Origin of the sequence: Athalassotoga saccharophila, from assembly GCF_009936215.1 — a bacterium.
Taxonomy (GTDB): domain Bacteria; phylum Thermotogota; class Thermotogae; order Mesoaciditogales; family Mesoaciditogaceae; genus Athalassotoga; species Athalassotoga saccharophila.
In genome coordinates this window covers 1816389-1838786 of the sequence record NZ_AP019551.1, presented here as the reverse complement: position 1 = coordinate 1838786, position 22398 = coordinate 1816389, and the positions used below count along the sequence as shown (strand labels likewise).

Sequence of the window (22398 nt, the reverse complement as noted above, 5' to 3'; positions counted from 1 at the left end):
GATGATAAGATCTATTCCTCAATTTGTCGAAGAAATATGGGGAGACGAATCTCTCGGAAGGCTTTACGGCGTTGAAGGAAAGATCGGAGAGGTATGGCTGTGCTCAGGCCATCCCGAGAGAAAAACTAAATTAGTCGATGAAGAAGGAAATGAGGTGTCATGGGATTACGTTACAAAGTTATGGCATTTTGAACGTTTTCCATTTCTCGTAAAACACATAAAAACATCTCAATGGCTTTCGGTCCAGGTCCATCCGGACGATGATGTTGCAAAAAGCATAGGCGAGCCTTGGGGAAAGCCGGAAATGTGGTACTTTTTAAAAGATGGTATCCTTGTCAATGGCCTTCAAAAAGGGGCTTTGGAGAGGTTAAAATCCGGCGATCGTAACTGGAATGAATTGCTCAGTTTTGTCCATGTGAAAAAGGGTCAGGCCATGTACATAAAGCCCGGGACGGTCCATGCCATAGGACCGGGAATGGAACTTTACGAATTCCAGATGACGTCCGACATAACCTACAGATTTTATGACTGGGACAGAGGCAGAAAGACCCATTTCGAAGAGGCCATGCGTGTCGCCAAAGAGGTAAAGGCAGAGCCATTCGATTTTAGAAAACTTGAAACCGATCATTTTAAAGTCGAATTGTTCGATGATGTAAAGGCAAAGGGAAAGGCAGTTTGTCTCACGTCTAAAGGTATTCCATCTTCTTACATCTTGTCAGATGGGGAAGAATTCCTCTTCAAAAATACTACCTTTGTGATGACTTTGCCATGAATTACTTTTACGTTGGAATATTCAAATATCCAATACAATCTCTTGTTTATTCTTACGATGGGGAAATAGAAAATGGATCACGCGTTTTTATAGACATAAGAGGAAGAAGACATTTAGGATATGTGATTGAGAAAGCCGAGAAACCTGAATTTGACGTGAAAAGCATATTGGAAGTCGTGGACAAAACCTCTTACATAGATCAAAAAATGATGCTTTTGATAAAGGAATCGGCCTTCAAATACATGGTTCCAGTCGGTGAAGTTATGGATCTGTGTTTTCCGCCATTTAAATTCAAGGGGAAAAGCATAAAAGCCGAAGGAGCCGGCAAATACGTATCTTTGAAGGTATCCCTTTCCGAACTTTTGAAATTTAAATTCACAGTGGAAGAGACAAAGATAGTCGAATTCTTGCTCGAGAACGGAGTTGGCGAATATGCCTATATCTCCCGAAATTTTTCAAAAAATGCGGTCAAATCCCTCCTCGATAAAGGTGTCTTAACCTTGACCAATGTCTCGGGACAGCAAATTGTAAATCTCACACCTGTCCAAAGAGATGTTGTCATGTCGATACTTTCAAATCCCTCAAAACCTCACCTTATCCACGGCATAACCGGATCTGGAAAGACGGAAATATACTTTGATGTTGCCGATAATGTGGTCAAAAGCGGAAAAAAAGTGCTTATCCTTGTCCCTGAAATAATACTTACTCCTCAATTGATGGTAAGAACAAGGAAGAGATTTCCCAATGCGAGGGTTGGGATGTACCACAGTGCGCTTGGATCTTCACGAAAGATAGAATGGGACGAGGCTGTCAGCGGTAATTTGGACATACTCCTTGGCACGAGGAGTGCCGTGTGGGTGCCGATGAAAAATATCGGACTTATAGTTGTAGATGAAGAACAGGACGAATCGTACAAACAATACGCGATGAGGCCCTATTACAACGCCGTCGATGTCGCCAAAAGGCGGGCCGAAATAGAAGGATCGATCTTCGTACTTTCATCTGCCACACCAAGGATAGAAACCTACTACAGATGTATGATGGGTTCTTACGAACTTCACAAAGTTGAGGAGCGCACCGTCGGAGAAATCCCTGAAATTACCGTTGTGAAAACGAGCGGTGGCATATTTTCAAATTTGCTCATTTCACGCATAGATCAGACAATTAAAAAAGGCAATCAGGTCTTTCTATTCGTACCCAAAAAGGGATTCGCAAGCAGGGTACAATGTGAAGATTGTGGATACATATTCAAATGTCCAAATTGCGATGTACCGATGACGTATCATAAAATAGATGGAACTTTGAAATGTCATTATTGTGGTCACGTTGAACCGCTGCCTGTTACATGTCCGATCTGTGGATCTTCAAAGGTAAGAAAGGGAGGAATAGGAACAGAAAGAGTCGAACATGAAATTGCCAGGTTATTTCCCGGCGCAAGAGTTAAGAGAATGGACAGAGAAGAAATAAAAGATATAGAATCTGTCGAAAGTACGCTCGATGGGATTTCAAAAAGGGAATATGACATAGTCGTCGGAACAAAAATGATAACTAAAGGTCTTGATTTTCCGAGTATAGGTCTTGTTGGAGTTATAGATGCTGATCATTCACTCGGGATGCCGGATTTCAGATCGAATGAACGCACATTTCAATTGCTCTCTCAGGTTAGCGGAAGGGCCGGAAGGGGGGTAAGAGGAGAGGTTGTAATCCAGACAATGGATCCGGCCAATCCAACGATAAAGGCCGTCGAAAAACAGGATTATGAATCCTTTTATCTTTCAGAAATAGAAAGAAGAAGAGCCTCGGGTTATCCTCCCTTTAAGGAACTCATCCTTATAACCTCTGAAAACGCTTCCCAAAAGGAGGCCCTCGAGAACATAGAAAGGTTTAAATCTTTAATAGCAAACGGTCCATTTGAAGTACTCGGGCCGGCAGAGTCTCCCATTTTTAAATTGATGTCGAAGTACAGGTATCAACTGCTTTTAAAATGTGATGACATTATTGCCGCTGTTGATTACCTTTCGAAGGTCATAAGGGCAGAAACGATAGGATTTGATCCTGCCAATTTAAAAATAGATGTTGGACCATACTCATTCTAAGGGGGAATCGATTTGGAGATACTTCTATATCTTCTGACGTATGCCGTAGGAGTTTTAACTGGCTTTATGAATGTCATCGGAGGTGGCGGATCTGTTCTTACGCTTCCTCTCCTTACCTTCCTTGGTTTAAGTATAGGCATGGCAAACGGCACAAACAGGGTATCGATACTTTTACAAAATTTGGTCTCGACCTATCAGTTCAGAAAGGGAAAGGTTCATATCATAAGAACTGCCATTCCCTTTGCGATAGTGGCATCAGCAGGAGCAATAGCGGGCACCTTCTTTGTCGTAAGCATAAATCAGGAAATATTGAAAAAGGTAATAGGCGTTATTCTGATAATAATGGGTTTATTCATAGTGTTCGAGCCAAATGTATGGGAAAGTGGATCAAATATCCCCAAAAAATTCAAATGGGCATCTTACATCGCGATCTTTGCCATAGGCTTTTATGGAGGATTTTTACAGGCCGGCGTTGGCTTTTTCTTCATAGCGGCACTTACTTTTCTTGGCGGATTCGACATAGTCAAGACTAATGCCATAAAGGTCCTTGTCATAGCGGCCTATACCGTCTTTTCTCTTGCCATCTTCGTTTCAAAAGGCATGGTAAACTGGCCAATAGGCATAACCCTTTCTTTGGGAAGCATGACGGGAGCCTATTTTGGAACAAAATTCACGCTCTTGAAAAAAATCAAATGGATAAGATATGTCCTCTTTGCGGCCGTTGTCGTAAGCGTTATAAATTTCTTCATGTGACATGCTCCCACCACTTATAGAAGTGGGAGAATTCTTGCTTAAAAAGACGTTAAATTCATCTTAGATCCGTTCTGGACAAATTTCCCTCTGAATTTGTCCTCTTTGATGAGCATGTGGGAGTCAAGATCGCAATGCGCAAATGCGCCAGTTCCTGCGGCTATATGAACACTTTGATTTATTCCAAGGCTTGATTCTGACATACATCCTATCATAAGGCCGATATTGGTAGTTTTGGCCATCTCGATTATCGCAAGCGCGTCCGATATGCCTGATTTCATCAACTTTATGTTTATGAAATCAACGCAATCGTCCTTTATCAGCCTGTAGGCATCGTATTTAGTTCTAACGCTTTCATCGGCCGCGATCGGAACTGGAGACTCATGCCTTACCAATTTTAACCCTTCAAAATCATTCCAGATAACTGGCTGTTCGAAGATCTTCACGTTTATTCTATTTTCGTAGAGAAATTTGGCAAATTGTAAGGCCTCTTTCGGAGAGTATCCCTGATTTGCGTCTATAACGTATTCGGCACCTTTTGTTGCTTCGGATATCGCTAAAATTTTTTCCATATCCTCTTTTAAATTTTCTCCAACCTTTATCTTTAACGCATGAAATCCTTGAGAAAAAGTCTCAACGGACTTTTGAACCATTCTTTCTAACGTGTCTATTGATATAGTCTTGTCAGTTTCGATTGTATCCTTTGATCCACCGAGTATCTTATAGACTGGGAGACCTATTTCGATCGAAAGTGCGTCTAAGGTTGCGTACTGAATGGCCGCTTTGATGCTCGGTGCGGATTTCGAAAGCCCGTCCATTACTCTAAAGACCTTTGCGTATTCTCTGACATCAATCCCTTTTATCATCTCTCTTACATTTGATTCGATCGAAAGCAGAGATGGTGCAACCTCTCCGTTAACCCTGTAAGATGGAGAGGCTTCACCCATGCCTATCGTTCCGTCGTCGATCAAAAGTTTCACCTCTATATTCTTGGCCGTACTTCTTGAACTTCCAGTTATGTGGAAGGTTTCGTGGTATTCGTACCTTTTAAGTTCAAATTTCACATCAGATATTTTCATTATCTTCCTCCTATTCTTTCAAGGCCCCCTGTGTGAGGCCAGATATTATGAACCTCTGCATGAAGGCAAAGACGATTATCGTAGGTATCAAAGCCACAACGAGTCCCGCGCTTAAAACTCCCCACTGTATACCGGCCTTCGAGATGAACGAATAAAGCGCGACCGGTATCGTGTATTTGTCATCTGAATTCAAAAATAAAGCGGCGGTGAAAAGTTCATTCCAATCATTTATGAATGAAAAACTGAAGATTGCCGCAATACCGGGCATCGCCAAAGGGACAGTTATTCTAAAAAGAGCACCGATTTTCGAACATCCATCAATCATCGCCGCCTCTTCGAGACTTCTTGGAATTCTTACGAAGAATCCTCGTGCCATTATCGTGCTGAAGGCGGCCGCTATGTTGACGTAAAGAATTCCAAGTGCCGTAAGACTATTTATAAGTCCAAGATTTGAAAACATTGAGTACTGCGGGACCATCAAAAGATATGCCGGTATCATCTGAGAAAAGAACAAAAGTCCTATTACCAGATCTTTGAGTTTGAAATTGTACCTCGCAAGTGCATACCCGCTGAATATCGACAGTAATGTCGATATGATAGAAGAAATCGCCGAAAGCAAAAGGCTATTTTTGAAATAAATCGAAAAATGCGCGAAACTGAAAAGGTAGGAATAATTCGAAAGGGTCAGGACCTTTGGAAAATAAATTATGGGATAAGCGTAAAGATCGGATGGGACCTTAAGGGATGTCAGAATTATCCAGTATATTGGAATGATGGCCGCTATAAGGTAGATTGAAAGCATTATTGCCCTGAAGGTTTTGTACTTTTTGGATTTTTTCATCAGAATTCACCCGATCCGTGCTTTGATGTCAACTGGAGATAAAAGATCGCGTACACCGTAAGAATTGTGATTATAAAAACACCTACGGCCGATGCGAGACTGTAATCGCTTTTGTAGTAGACTATGTTTATCATGTACGTCGCGAGTATATTGGTAGTCCCACCCGGACCTCCGCGTGTCATACCGTATATCACATCTGGAAAATTCATAACCCATATGACTCTTAATAACAAGGTTGCGAATATGGTTGAACTCACATAGGGAATTGTGACGTGAAAAAATCTCGAAAAAGTGCCCGCTCCATCTATTTGTGCCGATTCGTAAAGTTCTTCTGGAATAGACTGAAGTGCGGCAAGAAGCATTATCGCAAAGAAGGGAATCCCATACCAGACGTTAACCAGAATTACAGAGAAGAAGGCCCATGAAGGGTCGGACAAAAAATTTACCCCTTGAGATATGATGTGAAGTTTCATCAAAATATCATTTACAAATCCGAATTGTCCATTCAAAAGCCATGACCACAATATTCCAATGGCAAATCCTGACAATGCCCATGGATAAAAGACAAGACCTGCGTAGATGCCGCGACCTTTGAATGGTTCCCTCATCAAAAGCGCAAGACCAAAGCCCAAAACGAATTGAAAGGCTACAGATAAGATTATCCACCATAAGGTATTCCATAAGGCAGTCCAAAAAAGTGGATCGCCAAGTATTTTGTTGAAATTTTTTAAGCCGACAAAGTGAATATTTGAAAAATTAAAAACGGAATAATTTTCAAATGCAAGGATTATACCGTTAACGGTGGGATAAAATGTGAAGATCGATATGATCAAAATTACGGGTAAGATCATCCAGAAAATGAAAAGAGGGGCAGATCTTGCCCCTCTCCTTACATGGAGAACGCGTCTTTCCAGAAGTCGTACCATTTGTTGAGAGCCTCTTGAGGAGTCATATTCCCAAGCAAGACCTGCTGCATCGTGTCTTGCTGGTATTCATTCCATTCGGTCCATTTCTTGTTGCTAAGAGGGTAAGAGGTAAAGACGTAAGTTTCGGGATGTTCAAACATGTACTGCCATGCCTTGAATACGCCCTGACTGAAATAAGGATCAGATTCATAGACCGATTTCAAAACCGGCAGGGCTCCATAATCCTTGCAAAAGTAGGCAGATATCTTTGGAGTTGTGAAGAATTTTATGAATTCCCATGCCATATCTTTGTTTTTCGAGTATGTGGTTATTCCCCATCCTCCAAACCCGTAACTTGGATAGACCTTTCCCGAAGGTCCAACTGGGAGTGGGGCCGTCATCCATTGATCCGGTTTAAGCATCGTATTTAAAAGTCCCGTCGTGTCAGGGTCTTGGAACAAGAATGGTGTCGTGCCAGCCACAAATGCGTTAACCTGCTCATCAAAACCCCAATTTATGGAATCTTTTGGAGCCGTGTACTTGTAAAAATCTACGTACTTTTTCAATCCTTCAAGTGCCCTTGGATCTTTGAACCATAATTGTCCATTTGTGAGTTTGTACATGTTGTTAGGATCTATATCGTTTATGTAGGATGTCGTTATTATGTCTATGAAATTCGTCGGGAGGCCCGTACCTCTGAAATCGAATCCGTACTGGTTCTTTTGGGGATTGGTTATTTTGAGACAATCGTTGTAAAGTTCGTCCATAGTCTTTGGGGGCGTTGTTATTCCATACTTTGCAAGTACATCGGGTCTGTAAAAGAGCGCCTTTGCATAAACTCCATTTGGAATTATGTAAGGGATCCCACCCGTCACGCTAACGGCCTTCATCAACCCGGGGACTATGTCATTCGAAGCGTCCCATGTGGCGATGTAAGGCCTGAGATCGACAAGTTTTCCAAGTTCAACGACACCTTCCAAAGACCAGTCTCCAACCTCAACTATGTCGAGAGGCTGATTTGTGCTAAGCATGAGATATATTTTCTGGTATGCGGTGGAGTATGGCGGAGATATGAGGTTTATCTGGACATCCGGGTGGAGTGCTTCAAACTGGTTGATTATGTTTTGCAATACCTCAGTTCTCGAAGGACTTGTAAAAACTTGAACCATGTTAAGGACGATCTTTGGAGATGAAAAGGCAATGACTGTAACGAGTAAAAAGGCGGTTAAAACCAAAATCTTTTTCACATGAAATCACCCCTCTATCTTTGAAATGCCTACCTATTCGATCATATCATATATTTCAAATGGATCATCTCTGGTGATTTGGTGCGTGGCGCATGAAATGATCATTTTACTGAAACATTTGAATGATAAAATACATCTTGATATTTATCAAAGGAGATGAGGCGGGTTGTACATCTTTGTAAATGGGAAGATCGTTGATTCTGAATCACCTGCTATTAGGGTCTTCGATAGAGGGATGGTATTCGGTGATGGGCTCTACGATGTCATAAAGTTTCAGGATGGGAAATTCGTCTTTTTGGAAGATCATATAGAACGCATGAAAAAAAGTGCCAATTTTTTTGGAATCAAGTTTCCATATACCCTTGATGAAATTTGCTCGATAGGACATAAACTTGCGGTGATGAACAATTTAAAAGAAGGAGAACTCTACCTTCAACTCACGCGTGGCGTTGATGTGATAAGAGATCACGTATTTGAAGATGATTACGATCCGACATTTGTAGAAATAGTGCAACCCGTCAGAAAGATGGATCCGTCTATTTGGACGGAGGGAGGAAAGATTTTAACGTATCCAGACCTCAGACATCAATTTTGCGAACATAAGACTACCGATTTGCTTCCAAATGTGATCGCAAAGAAATACGTAAGATCGAAAGGTGCTTACGAGGCTTTGATGTTTAGAGAGGAAAATGGAAGAAAGTACATTACAGAAGGTGCAAGTTCTTCTTACATCTTCTTCGATGGAGAAAAGATAATCGCTCCTAAGATAGAAAATATACTCCCCGGTATAACCAGATCAAAGGTCCTTTCCGTGGCAAGAGAGATCGGCATCGTGGTTGTAGAGAGAAGAATATGGCTCGATGAACTTCCAAATATGAAAGAAGTTATCCTTTTGAGCACATTATCGAGAGTGCTTTCGATAGTAAAAGTCGACGGGATGGAATTCGAAAAAGGTGAGATCGCAAAAGCACTCGACAAAGCATTTAAAGATCTCGTAATATCGACACTTGTATACTGAATTCAATTAACCGAATAGTCACTCTAAAAGGTAATTGGCACGTGGCTCGTGGTTTACTCTTTACTTGCCAATCTTCACTTCGGGGCATTTTGCCCTCCGATCACAGTGAATGGCTATTCTGAATTCGAACTTTGTTTGGTATAAGAATGTAGACAAAGACTTACTCTTATGATATAATTTAGCGACAACGCACACGGTTTGATCCTGCAAAGGGTGCCTTAAAAAAGGTCTTTGTGGGAGATGATAATCGTGGAGGTTAAACCATTTGGAGGTGTATTGTGGCAGAGAGAATCAAAATGAAGCAACTGTTAGAAGCGGGTGTCCACTTCGGTCATCAGACGAAAAGATGGAACCCGAAGATGAGGCCCTACGTTTATGCGGCCAGAAAAGGTATCTACATAATCGATTTGCAAAAGACTTCTAATCTGCTTGACAGGGCGTACGATTTTGTCGTGGATCTTGGAAAGCAGAACAAAAGCATCCTCTTCGTTTGTACGAAGCACCAAGGTGCCCAGACAATAGAAGAGGAAGCCAAAAGGTGCGGCGCCTTTTATATAAATAAAAGGTGGATCGGTGGCCTTTTGACCAATTTCTCGACCATATCCGGAAGGATAAAGAAACTTCAGGAACTCGAAGAAATGGAAAAGGCAGGAGAAATCGATAAGTTGCCCGTTAAAGAGGCAAATAATCTTCGAAAGGAACTCGAAAGGCTTAGAAAATATTTCGGTGGCATCAAAGATATGAAGAAAATTCCCGATGCGCTTTACATCGTCGATCCGAAAAGAGAGTACAATGCCGTCTATGAGGCCCACATATTGAATATTCCCATAGTTGCCATAGCCGACACCAACTGCGATCCAGACGACGTCGATTACATAATTCCGGGAAATGATGATGCCATTCGCGCTATAAAGTTGATAACCTCTAAAATCGCGGACGCTTACCTTGAAGGCAAGGAAGGCCGCAGTCCTATGGAAGAGGTCGAAGAAACTGCCGAGAACGTTGAAGTTACTGAGAAAGAAAAAGAAGATTTAGAAGATACAGACCTCGATGAGGAAGAAAAGTCCGAAGAGATAAATTATTGATTTCTTGTGTGTGCCTGTGGCTCAACGGATAGAGCATTGGACTCCGGATCCAAAGGTTGCGGGTTCAATTCCCGCCAGGCACACCATGTGGGTATGGAGGCGTGCCCGAATGGCTAAGGGGCCGGTCTCGAAAACCGGTGGTGCTCAGCACCTTCTGGGTTCGAATCCCAGCGCCTCCGCCATTAAAAGATCACAGACCAGTAATTCTCGATTCTTGGTTCTATCGAATGATTTCTTTTTATGTAATCTATTATCAATTCTACTACCTGAGTCTTTATCTCTTTTACCGGCTTCTTGCCTATGAACATCGTGTATCCGCCATTTCCTCCCGCCTGATAACTGTTAACGGCTATGGTGTATTTTTCATTATCTTCTAAACTTTTTCCGTCCCTTTCTAATCTAACAACTCTTCTGCCGGAAGGCTGTTTAAGATCTATGGTGTAAGATATGCCCTTGAAGATCAGATATTTGTATCCTGCGAGGTCCCCAGATGGAACTATTTCTTTATCTCGAAGCGCGAAGTAAGAGGCCGAATGTTCGATCATCTCTTTGATTTCAAAGCCGGTCATTTCGAAGACTTTGAGAGTGTTCGAAAAGATGTAAACGCCCATAACGTCTCTTCTTCTTATAATTCCCTTTTTCCATCCGTGAACTTCTGGCGAGAAGATAGAGGTTGCAGATATCTCCGCTTGAGAGTAATAAAGTTGAACGTCATTTATCAAATTTACGAGGGCCGTCTCATGGGTGCGGCCATACATGACATCTTCGATGTAAAAATCTCCGAGAGATTCTCCCACGATCTCATCAAGCCATTTTTGAACTGTGATCTGGTATGGCCTTTCTCTGTGAAGTAATTTTCTGTCCGATCTTTCATCGGGATCTATGAGTTGAACCTCGCTTGACTCGACATTCCATCTTCCGTCAAAAGAGAGTTTTAGATCTATTCTCCCTAAAGCCTTTCCATGAGAGGATGCCATGACAACTGGCACTTCTTTGACTTTTGTGGCAAAAGTTCTGTGCTGGTGACCAAATATGTAGGCAGAAACACCTTCTAACGTTGTGACCATTTCGTAACCCTGATTTTCACCGTTCAAATCGGAGATCTCTTCCCCGCTTTGCGGATCTCGCTCGAATCCGCCATGATACCCTATTATTACGAGATCGGCCATCTTTTTCAATTCGGGAATGTATGCCTTCGCAACATCTACCGGATCGAGAAAGTCAAGATCTGATATATATTCGGCCTCTTCCCAAAAAGGTATGAGTTTTGTCGTGAGGGCAAGGTAGGCAACGCGCGGACCATTTTCAATGTCGTAGATCGCGTATCCCTTACCAAAGAATGGATCTGAGGTACCCTTCTTTACTATATTCGCAGAGGTAAATGGGAAGTTAGCCTGATTTATAGCCCTATCTAATACCTTTCTTCCGAAGTTAAAATCATGGTTTCCTAAAGTCATGGCATCACATCTAAGGTAATTCATCGCGTCTATAGTCGGATCTATAGAATTATCGATGAGCCCGTAATAATATTCGAGCGGAGATCCCTGAATCGTGTCCCCATCATCGAAATAGAGAACGTGCTGACTTTCCCTTCTTATTTTCTCTATTAAGGGTGCTATTCTTGCAAGGCCGTAATTGACCGGTCTTTTTGTCGTGTAATCGATTGGAAAGATGTATCCATGCACATCCGTTGTTGTGATTATGGTAAGATCACACGTATTCGGATGGATTTTCCCTTTTGAATTCTTCGTAGACATTTCTTATTTTCTCCTTTTGACCTTCAAATACCTTTATCACCGATGGATCGAAATGTGTTCCGTTCTCGGAAAGGATCATCGAAAAAGATGTTTCAAAGTCAAATGGTGCCTTGTACGGCCTTCGGGTGGTCAGCGCATCTAAGACGTCTCCGACGGCAACTATCCTTGCGCAAAGAGGTATCTTCCCTCCTACGAGTCCATCCGGGTATCCCTTCCCGTCCCATCTTTCGTGATGATACCTCGCTATGAGTTTTCCGAGAGTGAAAAAATTCCTTCCAAATTTCGATGCCTCATCATCGAAATCTTGGAGTATATCGTACCCGATTACGGTATGAGTCTTCATTATTTCGAATTCTTCCGGAGTTAACTTCCCTTTCTTTAGAAGTATGTGATCGGGAATACCTATCTTTCCTATATCGTGCAATGGTGCCTGACGGTATATCTCGTTTAAGAAATTTTCATCTATGAGTGAGGCATATTCTTTTTGGTAAGAAAGGCCTTCGGCTATTATTCGCGAGTATGTTGCCATTCTTACAATGTGTGCTCCTGTTTCCTCGTCGCGCTTTTCTGAAAGTTCTGTAAAACTCGTCGCTGCGGCCGTTACGAGTTTTGTCGTGAGAATGGTTTTTTGGTACGCGATGTTCAATATATCCCTTATTTGATTGAAGGACTCTTTGTCCACATCATTGAAGCCATCTTTTTCGAAGGAATTCAGAAAAAGGAAGCCACGCACGGAATTCTCTATGAAGATGGGAATTGTAACGCTCGATCTCATTCCCTCTTCGACAAGTAATCTTGTGCTCTCCGAATGTGGATTTTCTCTAAGGTGGGCTTCGAGATCTTTTATGTACCTTATCTCGTCTTTTTTTATCTTTGAAAGTGAATTCTGCCCGATTTTCTGGCTAAAACCAGACCTCAATTTCAAAATTTTTGAATCGCTAAAGGCTACAAATGCGACGGTTCTATCCTCTTCTACCGATGCAAAGGCTATTCTGTTGAATTTGAGTACATTCTTTAGATTCTCGTACATTCCACGTGTTAGATCCTCGATGGTCACAGCCTCGATAGTTATATTTCTCATGATGTTGTATATTTCGTATCTTTCCAAGACCTTTTTCATTGATGACTCGACGATTTCCATTTCCTTTACGTTGCTTGAGGGAAGATTTTGCGAATCTAAATGAAAGATGCCCTCGATTTCGGCAGATAAATTCTTTATCTCGCCCAAAAGCCTTTTTTGGCTTTTCGAGACGAAGATGTAGAATACGACAAAGAGGGTGCCAAGGATAAGGAGAACAATTAGAAATGATCGTTCTATTAGATCGATTATAGCGTTGTTGAAAAGATTTGATACGCTCAATTTCAAAGCGTCTAAATTCGATTCTTTAAGATTTGAATTTGAAAGTGCAATTTCTACCGCTTTGACATCTTGAGATCTGGCAAAGGGTACATTTTCAATTTCATCGATTATGGGACGCAATTTTTTGATTTCTTGATCGTAGAAATTGGGATTAAAGGTCATGACGGCACTGTCGAATCTTGATTTCAGATCGTAGATGTGCCGGACGTAAAGAAGAGTGTACAATTCAATTCCAAGTACCGCGACGATAAAAATGATTATTATTGCGTAGAATCTTTTTGTTTTTGAAGATATAGATATTTTTTTCATTTTTTTTCAATCTTTATCGTTATTTTGTATCTTTTATACAGGAACCATAACAAAAGCACTATTATCGCTATTATTCCAATTAATGGCCATTCCATGACAAGATAGGTATAAATGTAAACTGAAAAGTTTTGCATTACCTGATTGAAGTCGGAACTCAAAGAAGGAAGAGAGCCGTGTGTTATTGATATTCCGTTGCCAACATTTACGATCGCGTAATTTCTTCCCCCGACCTGAACGTAGGGCACAGGAATTTCAGAATAATTGAATGGTCCTGTAGATATCACAAGATTTACCCTTGATCTCAAAAGAATATCCTGAAGTTTTTTAGATGTACTCTCATCCATTTTTTTCGATCCCTTCATCCAAAAAGCGGGCGTATGCATCACAAGGATTTTTTGCGTGTAGGTAGAGGCGCGCGATAATCTGTCCGAAATCCAGTCAAATTGAGACTGAGTTATCTTTCCATTTGCGTTGTTTAAGACCACAAAGAAAGTGTTGTTGATATGGAATGTGTACTCGTAACTTCCAAAGACGTGGTAAAAATTCGCGTATCCTCCATCTGTCAGATCGCGAGGTCCGGGAACTGCCAAAAAGGGAATCTTTAGCCTTTTTAGATCATTTACAAGGATCTTGTACTTTGAAAGGTCTCCAGAATAGACCATGTTACCGACATCTATTATGAATTTATTTGTCTCCGTCGATGAAAAACTGTCAAAGTATTCAACATTGTAAAATGTATTTCCAACGGCGTAAAAGGAAAAATCTCCCTTTATACCTTCGACCATTTTTATGTTTGAATAGTTGAGGTCATGCACACTTATCGGGAAGTACGCCTCGTAAAGCGCAAAAAATACAAAAAACCCAAGAAAGGACCACAGAATCACGTTCACGATGATCGTAAAAAGCAAGACATACCTTTTCAAAAATCTGTATCCGAAGTATATTCCAAATGTAACTCCAACAAGTATTAGAACGATAAGCCATATCACATCCATGTTAAGTCCAGAAAGTCCCAACTGGAATCCGAAATACACAAGGATCAATGCCCATATAAGGCTTCCCAAGAAGGTGTAGAGTGTGTAACTCCATATATTCATCTTTGAAATGCCGGCCGGAATTGCGACAAGGCCTCTCACGATTGGAAGCAACCTTGTTGTGAAGACCGTGAAGTTACCGTAATTTTTAAACCACCGCTCCATGGAGTCGAGATGTTTGTCGGAGATGAGGACGTACTTGCCCCATTTCTTTATAAAGCCTCTACCAAAAAACATCGAAACGTAGTAGAGCGCCACCGATCCGACTGTACCGCCTAAAGATCCCGCCAATACCACGCCAAGTACGTTGAGACTTCCCTTCGATGCGATGTAGCCGCCCAAAGGCAATATGACCTCGCTTGGAAGAGGTATTGAAAAGCCTTCGAGGATCATTGTAAAGAAAATCCCTATATATCCGGCAGAATTTATTGCCCATACAGAAAAATCGCTCAAAGAGTTAAGGATTGTGTGTATTATTCCCAAAATTTACCTCCACGCATACGTTGGTAATTCATCGATCAAAGGCTCTACATAAGATTTTACCATCTCATCATCGAAATCAAGCGGGATCGTCTTTATCTTTCCGGCAACCTCTTCTATTGGGATGATCTTGGTTTGGGATTTGTATCTATCGTTATCTATTCTCTCGATTGAGACAAAAAATCCGTTGTGAAATTGAAGTGCCTTTACGCCGTCGAATCCTACCATTATTGCCTCTTTGACATCTATCGAAGATACGATATGAGAGGCGGATCTTTGAAGAAAGGATGGGTTGATGAATTTAACCTTTCCGATTTTTTCTATTATCCCTGCGACTCTCTCTCCAGATCCACCGAGTTTTACATTTCCGAAGGCATCCTTTGAGCCTGTCGTATAGAAATACTGGCCATCTTTGTCTTTTATTCCTTCAGAAACTGATACAAGCAAAGGATTATCTTTCAGATCGTAAACCTCATCTAAAATAAGTCTTTCTGAAACGGGTCTTTCTGGAATATAGGTTATGACTTTTAAACCCTTGACGATTTTTTCGGAGAGTTTCAAGGAGGACGCAAGCCATCCCGAATCCCTTCCCATAGTTTCTATGACACATATTGAAGGCTTTGAATAAACATTTGAATCTATAACGAACTCTGAGGCTACAACGTTTAAGAATTTGGCGGCGCTTGGAAAGCCCGGGCAGTGATCGGTGCCGACAAGATCGTTATCGACCGTTTTTGGTATTCCACCAACCTTTACGTGTGATTTTCTTCTTTCTATCTCTTTGTATATCTTCCACACCGTTTGCATCGAATCATTTCCGCCTATGTACAAAAAGGCGTCTATCTTGTTGGATTCGAAGATTTCAAAGAGTTTATCGTAGACTTCATGAGGAGGATCGGGCAGGTTGTATCTGCACGATCCAAGGTAGGCGCCCGGAGTTTTATCAAGTATTTCAAGCATTTTGTCATCCATTTCGATCGGTATTATCTTTGACTGGAGAATTCCCTCGATTCCGTAAAGGCCACCGTAAATTTCGAATTTTAAAGACTTTGCACCTCTTATAACACCCGAAAGGGATGCGTTTATTACGGCTGTTGGACCGCCTGACTGGGCAACGAGCACTCTCATGATCTTTCAATCCTCTTTACCAGATTTTCCTCGATGTAATCGAATCCGCCCTGCCAGAAGGATGGATCGGACAGATTTATTCCAAAGGGCTCTAAAAGTTTTTCTGGGCTATCAGATCCGCCCGCCGAGAGCAGATTCGCGTATTTTTCTTTGAAACCTGCCATTCCAGATTTGTACTTTGCGTAAAGGGAAATGACAAGCAACTGCGCAAAATCGTAAGCGTAACAGTAAAATGGCGTGTGGAAGAAATGAGGTACCGAGGACCATTCCCATCTAAACTCCGGATTGTATTCAACCGAATCTTTGAACATTTCGTGAAGTTCATCGTTGTAAATGTCCGAGAGTTCCTCAAATGTTGCACCATCTTTTGATATCTTTTCGTGGGCCCTTAATTCGAATCTCGTAAACATATTTTGTCTGTTCATCGTTGCAAAGAGGTCTTCGAGTTTTGAAGCGATGAATGGTGTGATCTCCTTTTGAGACAGATTTTCGAGGAAGTAATCCATCAAAAGCATCTCGGCAAAGGTTGAAGCGGTCTCGGCCATCGTCAAAGGAGTATGGTACTGGAGCACATTTTGCTTTGACGAGAGTACGCCGTGAAGGCCGTGGCCGAGTTCATGACCGAGCGTCATCACATCCTTTATCTGTCCCGTAAAGGTAAGAAGGACATAAGGGTGTGTCTTCGGCGTTGAGTAAGAGCAAAATGCCCCTCCTTCCTTTGCGGGCATTGGGGATGCGTGTATCCATCTTTTTTCAAAGAATTCATCTATTATCTTTCCGAACCTTTCGTCAAAATCGTAGAATGCCCTTCTTACTATGTCTTTTGCCTCATCCCACGTGAACTTTTTTTGAACATTTCCAATTGGCGCGTATATATCACTTAATCTGAGTTTTTGATTCATCAACTTAGATTTGATCCTGTAATATCTGCCGACAAGGGAATTATTTTTCGTTGTGACATTTATGAGCGTCTCAACAACATCGTCTGACACTTCATTTTCGAGGTTTCTCATGCTTATCGAAGAGGGATATCTGCGCAATCTCGATTCAACATCGTAATCTTTGGCCACGGCATTGTAAGCACTCTCTATCTCGAGCGCATTTGATCTGTATCTTTTGAAAAGTTTGGAGGTTACCATCTCTCTTATTTGCGGATCAGGATGTGTTCTCAGAGATCTTAATTGGCTTCCGTTAAGGGTTTGTACTTTGCCGTCTAACTTTACCCTGAATTTGTAAGTTGAGGTCAACTGAGTGTAAAACCTTACAAATGCGTTTGAACCGGTGGAATTTTTGTGGACGATTATCTGTTCTTCGCTTTCCGAGAGCAGATGATCTTTAAACCTCCTTGAAGATTCGAGAAAATGTTTGTAATCTCCAAGGAAGGGTCTTACCTTCTCGAAAAGTTCGTCCGGCATCTTTGATATCGCGATATTGTAAAAGATGAGATTTGATTGAACCTCCGTTTCGAGGTTCTCGACCCATGAGATTATCTTTTTCGTCTCGTCTGAGACGGTATTCTCGGCAAATCTCAAGTATGCGTACTGAGAGATCTTTCCGAGTTTGTCGTAAAGATTTGCAAGAGTGTCAATGGAAAGCCTCATCAGATTTTTATCTTCAAAAATTCGATTGTCTGAAAATTTTTGGTGGAATGATTTGCTTTCCTCTAAGAGTTTTTCACCGTCTTTTTTTAAATCTTCGACGGAAGAGTAAAGATCGCCCAAATTCCATACGACATTTTCAGATCCGCTTTCCATTATCACGCCTCCTAAATTTTATGCACTTGAATGAGGTTTGTAGTGCCCGAAAAACCCCAAGGGATGCCTGCAGTTATGATCACATTCTCTCCGGGACTTGCAAGGCCCATTCCAAGTAATTCTCTTATTGAATTTTCTATCATCTCGTCAGTTGATTCGACCCTGTCTATGAGTGTAGGTACAACGCCCCAGATAAGAGACATCCTGTGATACGTTTCCTCCTTTGGAGTTGGAGCAAAGACGACGGCAGATGGACGGAATCTTGAGACATGCCTCGCGGTGTAGCCAGAAAAGGTCGACGCGATTATGACAGATGTTTCAAGTTCTATGCTCAAATGCCACGATGAATACGCTATGGCGTCGCTTATATTTTTGTTCTTTTGCAAGATCGATGCTCTTGTGTTTTCCGAAAGTTCAAGGTACTTTTCCGCTTTTTGCGTTATCTTGTCCATGAATTGAACTGCCTGAAGTGGATACTTTCCGATCGTCGTTTCTTCAGAAAGCATAACAGCATCTGTTCCGTCGAGCACGGCATTTGCGATGTCCGTTATTTCGGCACGTGTCGGTCTTGGATTCTCTACCATCGATTCCAACATCTGGGTTGCCGTTATGACGGGTATGGCCCGATCGTTGCACAACTTTATTATCCTCTTTTGCGCGATCGGGAGATCCTCGGAAGGTATCTCGGCTCCGAGATCTCCTCTTGCGACCATTGCACCATCTGAGACATCTAAGATGGCTTCGAGATTGTCGAGGGCCTGCTTTGTCTCTATCTTTGATATTATCTTGGGATCGTCGAATCCTTTACTTTTCAAAATCTCACGTAGATGAGTTACGTCTTCGGGCTTTCTTACAAATGAAAGGGCAACGTAATCCGGCTTTACCTTCGCTATGAGTTCTATGTCTTTCATATCCTTTTCTGTAAGGGTCGGGACCTTCAAATCGACGCCGGGGACATTTATTCCCCTGTTATGGGTTATCTCTCCTCCATTTACCACCTCAGTTACTATTTCCTTTCCGGTCGTCGAGATAACTTTAAGGTTTATAAGTCCATCGTTGAGTAAAATCGTGTCTCCGGCCTTTACATCGGATGGAAGGCCCTCATAACTTACGGATATCTTGTTTTCATCTCCGAGGATATCATCTGTGGTCAGGACAAGTTTTGATCCCTTCTTTAATGCGACGTATTCTGTTTTTAACTTTCCAGTTCTTAGTTTTGGACCTTCTATATCCATCAAAACGCTAACCGGCATCCCAAGTCTTTTTCTTATCTCTCTTATGTCCACAACGGTTTGGGCCTTTTCTTCATGGGTACCGTGTGACATGTTAAGCCTTGCCACATTCATTCCATTTCTTACAAGTGCTTCAAGCATTTCTTTTTTTATCGTTGCCGGCCCAATGGTACAGACTATCTTCGTTTTCCTCATCCTTTTCACCTTCTTAAGATAATGTATTTGCAAGTTCGTAAAGCGATAGATCGAGTTCTTTTTTCTTCTGCAACGCTTTGTTGAGATCTACGGCAACCATTTGTGTTCCCTGAATTCCTATCATCACATTGGACTGGCCATCTAAAAGTGCCTGAACGGCAAATGATCCCATCCTCGAGGCAAGCAACCTGTCTTGAACGGTTGGCGATCCTCCCCTTTGTATATGGCCGAGGATCGTTACACGCGTCTCAAATCCGGTTTTATTTTCAAGATGCCTTGCGACCGTGTAAGCGCTGGCAGCGCCTTCTGCCACCACTACTATTGAATTTATCTTTCCTCTCTTTCTGCCGGCAAGCAATTTATCCGCAAGGGTCTGATAATCCACCTTTACCTCGGGTATAACTATCGCCTCTGCGCCGGTCGTCAACCCCGAGATGAGCGCAATGTAGCCGCAATTTCTTCCCATAGTCTCGACTATGAAGGCCCTTTCGTGCGAAGATGCCGTATCCTTTAATTTTTGTATATTTTCCACAACCGTATTCAAACAGGTATCAACGCCTATACACGTGTCGGTCTCCGAAATATCGTTGTCTATACTTCCAGGGATGCCGACAACCTTCACATCGCTTTCAGATGCCACCAAGGCACCGCCGTTCAAACTTCCATCTCCGCCGATGATCACTATCCCTTCTATCTCGTGAGATTTGAGGATTTTGTAAGCCTCTTTGCGTCCTTTGTCAACTTTGAACTCCTCGCATCTTGCCGTTCTCAATATTGTTCCGCCTTTTTCCATTATTCCACCGACATCGACAAAATTGAGGAGCCTTATGTCATCCTCCAGAAGACCTGCATATCCTCTCATGATACCGTAAACTTCAAGACCTTTGTTTATTCCGTATCTAACAACTGCCCTTATAGCGGCATTCATGCCCGGGGCATCCCCGCCACTTGTCATAACGGCTATTCTTTTCATTTTATTCCTCCTTTATCAAAAAAACTTATTTGATCGCTGACTTTTATGCGTTTTTTTACGCTTTCAACCTCTCCAGACGTTAAAAATCTTACTCCCTTTTCTATATGACTTGCAGAACTTATCGCTTCGGACACCTCATAGGCTCTCTTTATAACTGGATCAGGGATTCCCGCTATCTTTGCGACCTCTATGCCATAACTTTTGTCAGCCATTCCGCGCACGACTTTGTGCAAAAATAAGACTTTTTTATCCCTTTCCACGACCTCTATCGTGAGATTGGAAATATTTGGGTACATCTTCTCAAGTTCTGAAAGTTCGTTGTAATGCGTTGCAAAGATCGTGAAAGCCTTTATCTTCTGAGATATATACTCCGAGACTGCCCATGCTATACTTAAGCCATCAAAGGTGCTTGTGCCGCGTCCAACCTCATCGAGAATCACAAGAGAATCTTTAGTGGCAAAATTTAGAATCGTCGCAACTTCTGACATTTCAACGAGGAAAGTACTTCTATTCGATGCAAGATCGTCTCTTGCGCCTATCCTTGTGAAAATCCTGTCGAATAATTTCAATTCCGCTTCACTTGCCGGCACAAAACTTCCCATCTGCGCCATCAAGGATATGAGTGCTATCTGACGTATAAATGTCGACTTTCCGGACATATTCGGACCTGTAAGGATGATGAAATTGTTTTTCTCCGAAATTTCAAGATCATTCGGAACAAATTCTTTAACCCTTTGCTCCACAATTGGATGGCGGCCACCTTTTATTCTCAGAATTGATCCGAACTTTGGCCTCACGTAATTTTCCTGAATCGCGAGGTAGGCAAAAGACTCTATCATGTCCAAGAAGGCTATTTTTGAAGCGTTAGAGATTATCATATCTTTGAATTTGATCACCTCATCGCATATTTTTTTGAAAGATTCATTTTCCAGCGCTTTTACCTTCTCGCTTGCGTGGAGTACCTTTTTTTCAAGTTCGCTCAATTCAGGAGTTGTATACCTTTCTGAATTGACAAGAGTTTGTTTTCTTACATATTCTTTTGGTATATCTCCTTTGTATCCCTTCGATATCTCGACGTAATATCCAAATATAGAACTGTAACCGACCTTAACTTTATTGCCCATTCTTTCTCTTTCTTTTTCCTCGTATCTTTTAACGTAACCGTCCACATCGTAGAGTACAGATCTTGCCTCATCGAGTTCTTTGCAAAACCCTGGCGCTATAGTCTTTCCATCGCCTATCTCTCCTTCCGGCTCCTCTACGATTGATCTTTTTAGAAGATCTCTCAATTCGTAAATCGGATCGAGTATGAAAGAGTTAAAGACGGGATTTATCCTTATCCATTCATTTATCTCTTCGAAAATTTCAAGACTTCTCCTTAAGGCGACGAGGTCAGACGCCGTTGCCGCTGAATAGGATACCCTCGATACGATTCTTTCTACATCCTCGACATTCGAAAGAATCTCTCTTAAATTCGACAGACTTTTTCGGTCATCGAAAAGATAATTGACTAAATCAAGCCTTCTCTCTATTTCTTCTCCGTCCAAAAGCGGAGAGAGTATTTCTCTTTTCAATACCCTATGGCCCATTCTTGTTACGGTTCTGTTCATGTGAGAATAAAGAGAGATAGAATTTGATTCTATCAATTCCAGATTCGAGACGGTAAGCATATCTAAAAATATCCTGTCTTTTTTTCTCAATTTAAGTGGTCTTTTTAGATTCACAAGTGAATGTTTTTGTGTCATTTGCAAGTACTTTATTACAGCGCCTGCCGCCGTTTTTTCCTCCTTTGAAAGTTCAAGAAATGAAAGATCTTCAAGACCAAATTGGGATTTCAAAAGATCATCGGCGTTATTAGAATCAAAGTACCAGTCTTCGACCCTTTCGATGAAAACCCCTGGCATCTCTCCAATCTCACCGTTGTGAATGATGTGCTTTGGAGAATATTTCCCTATCGCATCTTCATTTGAGTCTACAAAAAAATCTCCGGTCGATATGTCTACGAGCGCGATGCTACCTTTGTAATATGAGGCAATATAATTGTTTGCAGGCGTTAGAACATCGTCTTCTATGATCGTGCCGGGAGTTACTATCCTTGTGACATCTCGCTTTACGATTCCATTTGCGAGGGCCGGATCTTCGAGTTGATCGCAGATGGCAACCTTGTTTCCATTTTCTACGAGTTTTTTTAGATAAAGGTTAAGCGTATGGTAAGGAATACCAGCCATCGGATGATCGCTACGGCGTGTAAGGACAAGACCGAGGGTTTTGGAGACGTACTTTGCATCATCGTCAAATGTTTCGTAGAAATCCCCGAGTCTAAATAGAAGAATGCAATCGGGATACCGTGCCTTTATGTTTGAATACTGGATCATCATGGGCG

Annotated in this window: 17 protein-coding genes and 2 tRNA genes; 7 read left to right on the top strand and 12 right to left on the bottom strand. The window is 41.8% G+C overall.

Annotated features, from left to right (window positions below):
* Window position 1 precedes the first annotated feature (1 nt).
* The 3 genes from ATHSA_RS09140 to ATHSA_RS09130 are packed head-to-tail and all read left to right on the top strand — an operon-like array spanning window position 2 to window position 3621.
* Window positions 2-772, top strand: coding sequence for a type I phosphomannose isomerase catalytic subunit (locus ATHSA_RS09140; protein ID WP_161848783.1), 771 nt, complete (start codon window positions 2-4; stop codon window positions 770-772).
* The gene (gene priA, locus ATHSA_RS09135; RefSeq protein ID WP_161848782.1) at window positions 769-2868 is read left to right on the top strand and encodes a replication restart helicase PriA; all 2100 of its coding nucleotides are present in this window, start codon (window positions 769-771) and stop codon (window positions 2866-2868) included. The genes ATHSA_RS09140 and priA overlap by 4 nt, the downstream gene beginning before the upstream one ends.
* A 12-nt stretch (window positions 2869-2880) precedes the next feature.
* Complete coding sequence (locus tag ATHSA_RS09130; RefSeq protein ID WP_161848781.1) at window positions 2881-3621, top strand: sulfite exporter TauE/SafE family protein; 741 nt, start codon at window positions 2881-2883, stop codon at window positions 3619-3621.
* 38 nt (window positions 3622-3659) lie between these two features.
* Here ATHSA_RS09130 and ATHSA_RS09125 read toward each other — a convergent pair whose 3' ends face one another.
* Genes ATHSA_RS09125 through ATHSA_RS09110 form a run of 4 tightly spaced genes read right to left on the bottom strand, consistent with a single transcriptional unit; the run spans window position 3660 to window position 7690 of the window.
* Window positions 3660-4697, bottom strand: coding sequence for an L-Ala-D/L-Glu epimerase (locus tag ATHSA_RS09125; RefSeq protein WP_197739166.1), 1038 nt, complete (start codon window positions 4695-4697; stop codon window positions 3660-3662).
* Between the two features lie 10 nt (window positions 4698-4707).
* Complete coding sequence (locus tag ATHSA_RS09120; RefSeq protein ID WP_161848780.1) at window positions 4708-5538, bottom strand: carbohydrate ABC transporter permease; 831 nt, start codon at window positions 5536-5538, stop codon at window positions 4708-4710.
* Window positions 5538-6464, bottom strand: coding sequence for a carbohydrate ABC transporter permease (locus ATHSA_RS09115; RefSeq protein WP_161848779.1), 927 nt, complete (start codon window positions 6462-6464; stop codon window positions 5538-5540). The genes ATHSA_RS09120 and ATHSA_RS09115 overlap by 1 nt, the downstream gene beginning before the upstream one ends.
* Window positions 6428-7690: an ABC transporter substrate-binding protein gene (locus tag ATHSA_RS09110; protein WP_161848778.1), complete on the bottom strand. Its 1263-nt coding sequence runs from the start codon at window positions 7688-7690 to the stop codon at window positions 6428-6430. The genes ATHSA_RS09115 and ATHSA_RS09110 overlap by 37 nt, the downstream gene beginning before the upstream one ends.
* A gap of 166 nt (window positions 7691-7856) precedes the next feature.
* Here ATHSA_RS09110 and ATHSA_RS09105 point away from each other — a divergent pair, with 166 nt between their 5' ends.
* The 4 genes from ATHSA_RS09105 (at window position 7857) to ATHSA_RS09090 (ending at window position 9975) form a co-directional block, all read left to right on the top strand.
* Window positions 7857-8708, top strand: a complete 852-nt coding sequence (locus ATHSA_RS09105) for an aminotransferase class IV (protein WP_161848777.1) — start codon at window positions 7857-7859, stop codon at window positions 8706-8708.
* Window positions 8709-9004: 296 nt separating this feature from the next.
* On the top strand, window positions 9005-9793 hold the full coding sequence (gene rpsB / locus ATHSA_RS09100) for a 30S ribosomal protein S2 (RefSeq protein ID WP_161849004.1): 789 nt from the start codon (window positions 9005-9007) through the stop codon (window positions 9791-9793).
* 10 nt (window positions 9794-9803) lie between these two features.
* Window positions 9804-9879: transfer RNA gene (locus ATHSA_RS09095), tRNA-Arg, on the top strand.
* 9 nt (window positions 9880-9888) lie between these two features.
* A tRNA-Ser gene (locus tag ATHSA_RS09090) sits at window positions 9889-9975 on the top strand.
* On the opposite strand, the gene ATHSA_RS09085 is transcribed toward ATHSA_RS09090, so the two are convergent.
* From ATHSA_RS09085 to mutS, 8 genes are read right to left on the bottom strand one after another with little or no spacing between them, the layout of a single operon-like run.
* Window positions 9976-11550 (bottom strand): bifunctional metallophosphatase/5'-nucleotidase, encoded by a 1575-nt coding sequence (locus ATHSA_RS09085; protein WP_161848776.1) that lies wholly within the window; start codon window positions 11548-11550, stop codon window positions 9976-9978.
* Window positions 11504-13219 (bottom strand): HD-GYP domain-containing protein, encoded by a 1716-nt coding sequence (locus ATHSA_RS09080; protein WP_161848775.1) that lies wholly within the window; start codon window positions 13217-13219, stop codon window positions 11504-11506. The genes ATHSA_RS09085 and ATHSA_RS09080 overlap by 47 nt, the downstream gene beginning before the upstream one ends.
* Window positions 13216-14736 (bottom strand): VTT domain-containing protein, encoded by a 1521-nt coding sequence (locus ATHSA_RS09075; protein WP_161848774.1) that lies wholly within the window; start codon window positions 14734-14736, stop codon window positions 13216-13218. Before ATHSA_RS09075 ends, ATHSA_RS09080 begins: the two co-directional genes overlap by 4 nt.
* A 3-nt stretch (window positions 14737-14739) precedes the next feature.
* Window positions 14740-15861: a diphosphate--fructose-6-phosphate 1-phosphotransferase gene (locus ATHSA_RS09070; RefSeq protein WP_161848773.1), complete on the bottom strand. Its 1122-nt coding sequence runs from the start codon at window positions 15859-15861 to the stop codon at window positions 14740-14742.
* Complete coding sequence (locus tag ATHSA_RS09065) at window positions 15858-17615, bottom strand: M3 family oligoendopeptidase (protein ID WP_161848772.1); 1758 nt, start codon at window positions 17613-17615, stop codon at window positions 15858-15860. The genes ATHSA_RS09070 and ATHSA_RS09065 overlap by 4 nt, the downstream gene beginning before the upstream one ends.
* A gap of 11 nt (window positions 17616-17626) precedes the next feature.
* Window positions 17627-19042 (bottom strand): pyruvate kinase, encoded by a 1416-nt coding sequence (gene pyk, locus ATHSA_RS09060; protein WP_161848771.1) that lies wholly within the window; start codon window positions 19040-19042, stop codon window positions 17627-17629.
* Window positions 19043-19055: 13 nt separating this feature from the next.
* Window positions 19056-20015, bottom strand: a complete 960-nt coding sequence (gene pfkA / locus ATHSA_RS09055; RefSeq protein WP_161848770.1) for a 6-phosphofructokinase — start codon at window positions 20013-20015, stop codon at window positions 19056-19058.
* Entirely contained in the window at window positions 20012-22393 is a 2382-nt protein-coding gene (gene mutS / locus ATHSA_RS09050) for a DNA mismatch repair protein MutS (RefSeq protein WP_161849003.1), read from the bottom strand. The genes pfkA and mutS overlap by 4 nt, the downstream gene beginning before the upstream one ends.
* Between the last annotated feature and the right edge of the window lie 5 nt (window positions 22394-22398).

Bases quoted from the DNA above. Each gene is read 5' to 3' on its own strand.
- ATHSA_RS09140 (WP_161848783.1), top strand. From the start codon at position 2: ATGATAAGATCTATTCCTCAATTTGTCGAAGAAATATGGGGAGACGAA.
- priA (WP_161848782.1), top strand. From the start codon at position 769: ATGAATTACTTTTACGTTGGAATATTCAAATATCCAATACAATCTCTT.
- ATHSA_RS09125 (WP_197739166.1), bottom strand. From the start codon at position 4,697: ATGAAAATATCTGATGTGAAATTTGAACTTAAAAGGTACGAATACCAC.
- ATHSA_RS09120 (WP_161848780.1), bottom strand. From the start codon at position 5,538: ATGAAAAAATCCAAAAAGTACAAAACCTTCAGGGCAATAATGCTTTCA.
- ATHSA_RS09115 (WP_161848779.1), bottom strand. From the start codon at position 6,464: ATGGTACGACTTCTGGAAAGACGCGTTCTCCATGTAAGGAGAGGGGCA.
- rpsB (WP_161849004.1), top strand. From the start codon at position 9,005: ATGAAGCAACTGTTAGAAGCGGGTGTCCACTTCGGTCATCAGACGAAA.
- ATHSA_RS09085 (WP_161848776.1), bottom strand. From the start codon at position 11,550: ATGTCTACGAAGAATTCAAAAGGGAAAATCCATCCGAATACGTGTGAT.
- ATHSA_RS09080 (WP_161848775.1), bottom strand. From the start codon at position 13,219: ATGAAAAAAATATCTATATCTTCAAAAACAAAAAGATTCTACGCAATA.
- ATHSA_RS09070 (WP_161848773.1), bottom strand. From the start codon at position 15,861: ATGAGAGTGCTCGTTGCCCAGTCAGGCGGTCCAACAGCCGTAATAAAC.
- ATHSA_RS09065 (WP_161848772.1), bottom strand. From the start codon at position 17,615: ATGGAAAGCGGATCTGAAAATGTCGTATGGAATTTGGGCGATCTTTAC.
- pyk (WP_161848771.1), bottom strand. From the start codon at position 19,042: ATGAGGAAAACGAAGATAGTCTGTACCATTGGGCCGGCAACGATAAAA.
- pfkA (WP_161848770.1), bottom strand. From the start codon at position 20,015: ATGAAAAGAATAGCCGTTATGACAAGTGGCGGGGATGCCCCGGGCATG.
- mutS (WP_161849003.1), bottom strand. From the start codon at position 22,393: ATGATGATCCAGTATTCAAACATAAAGGCACGGTATCCCGATTGCATT.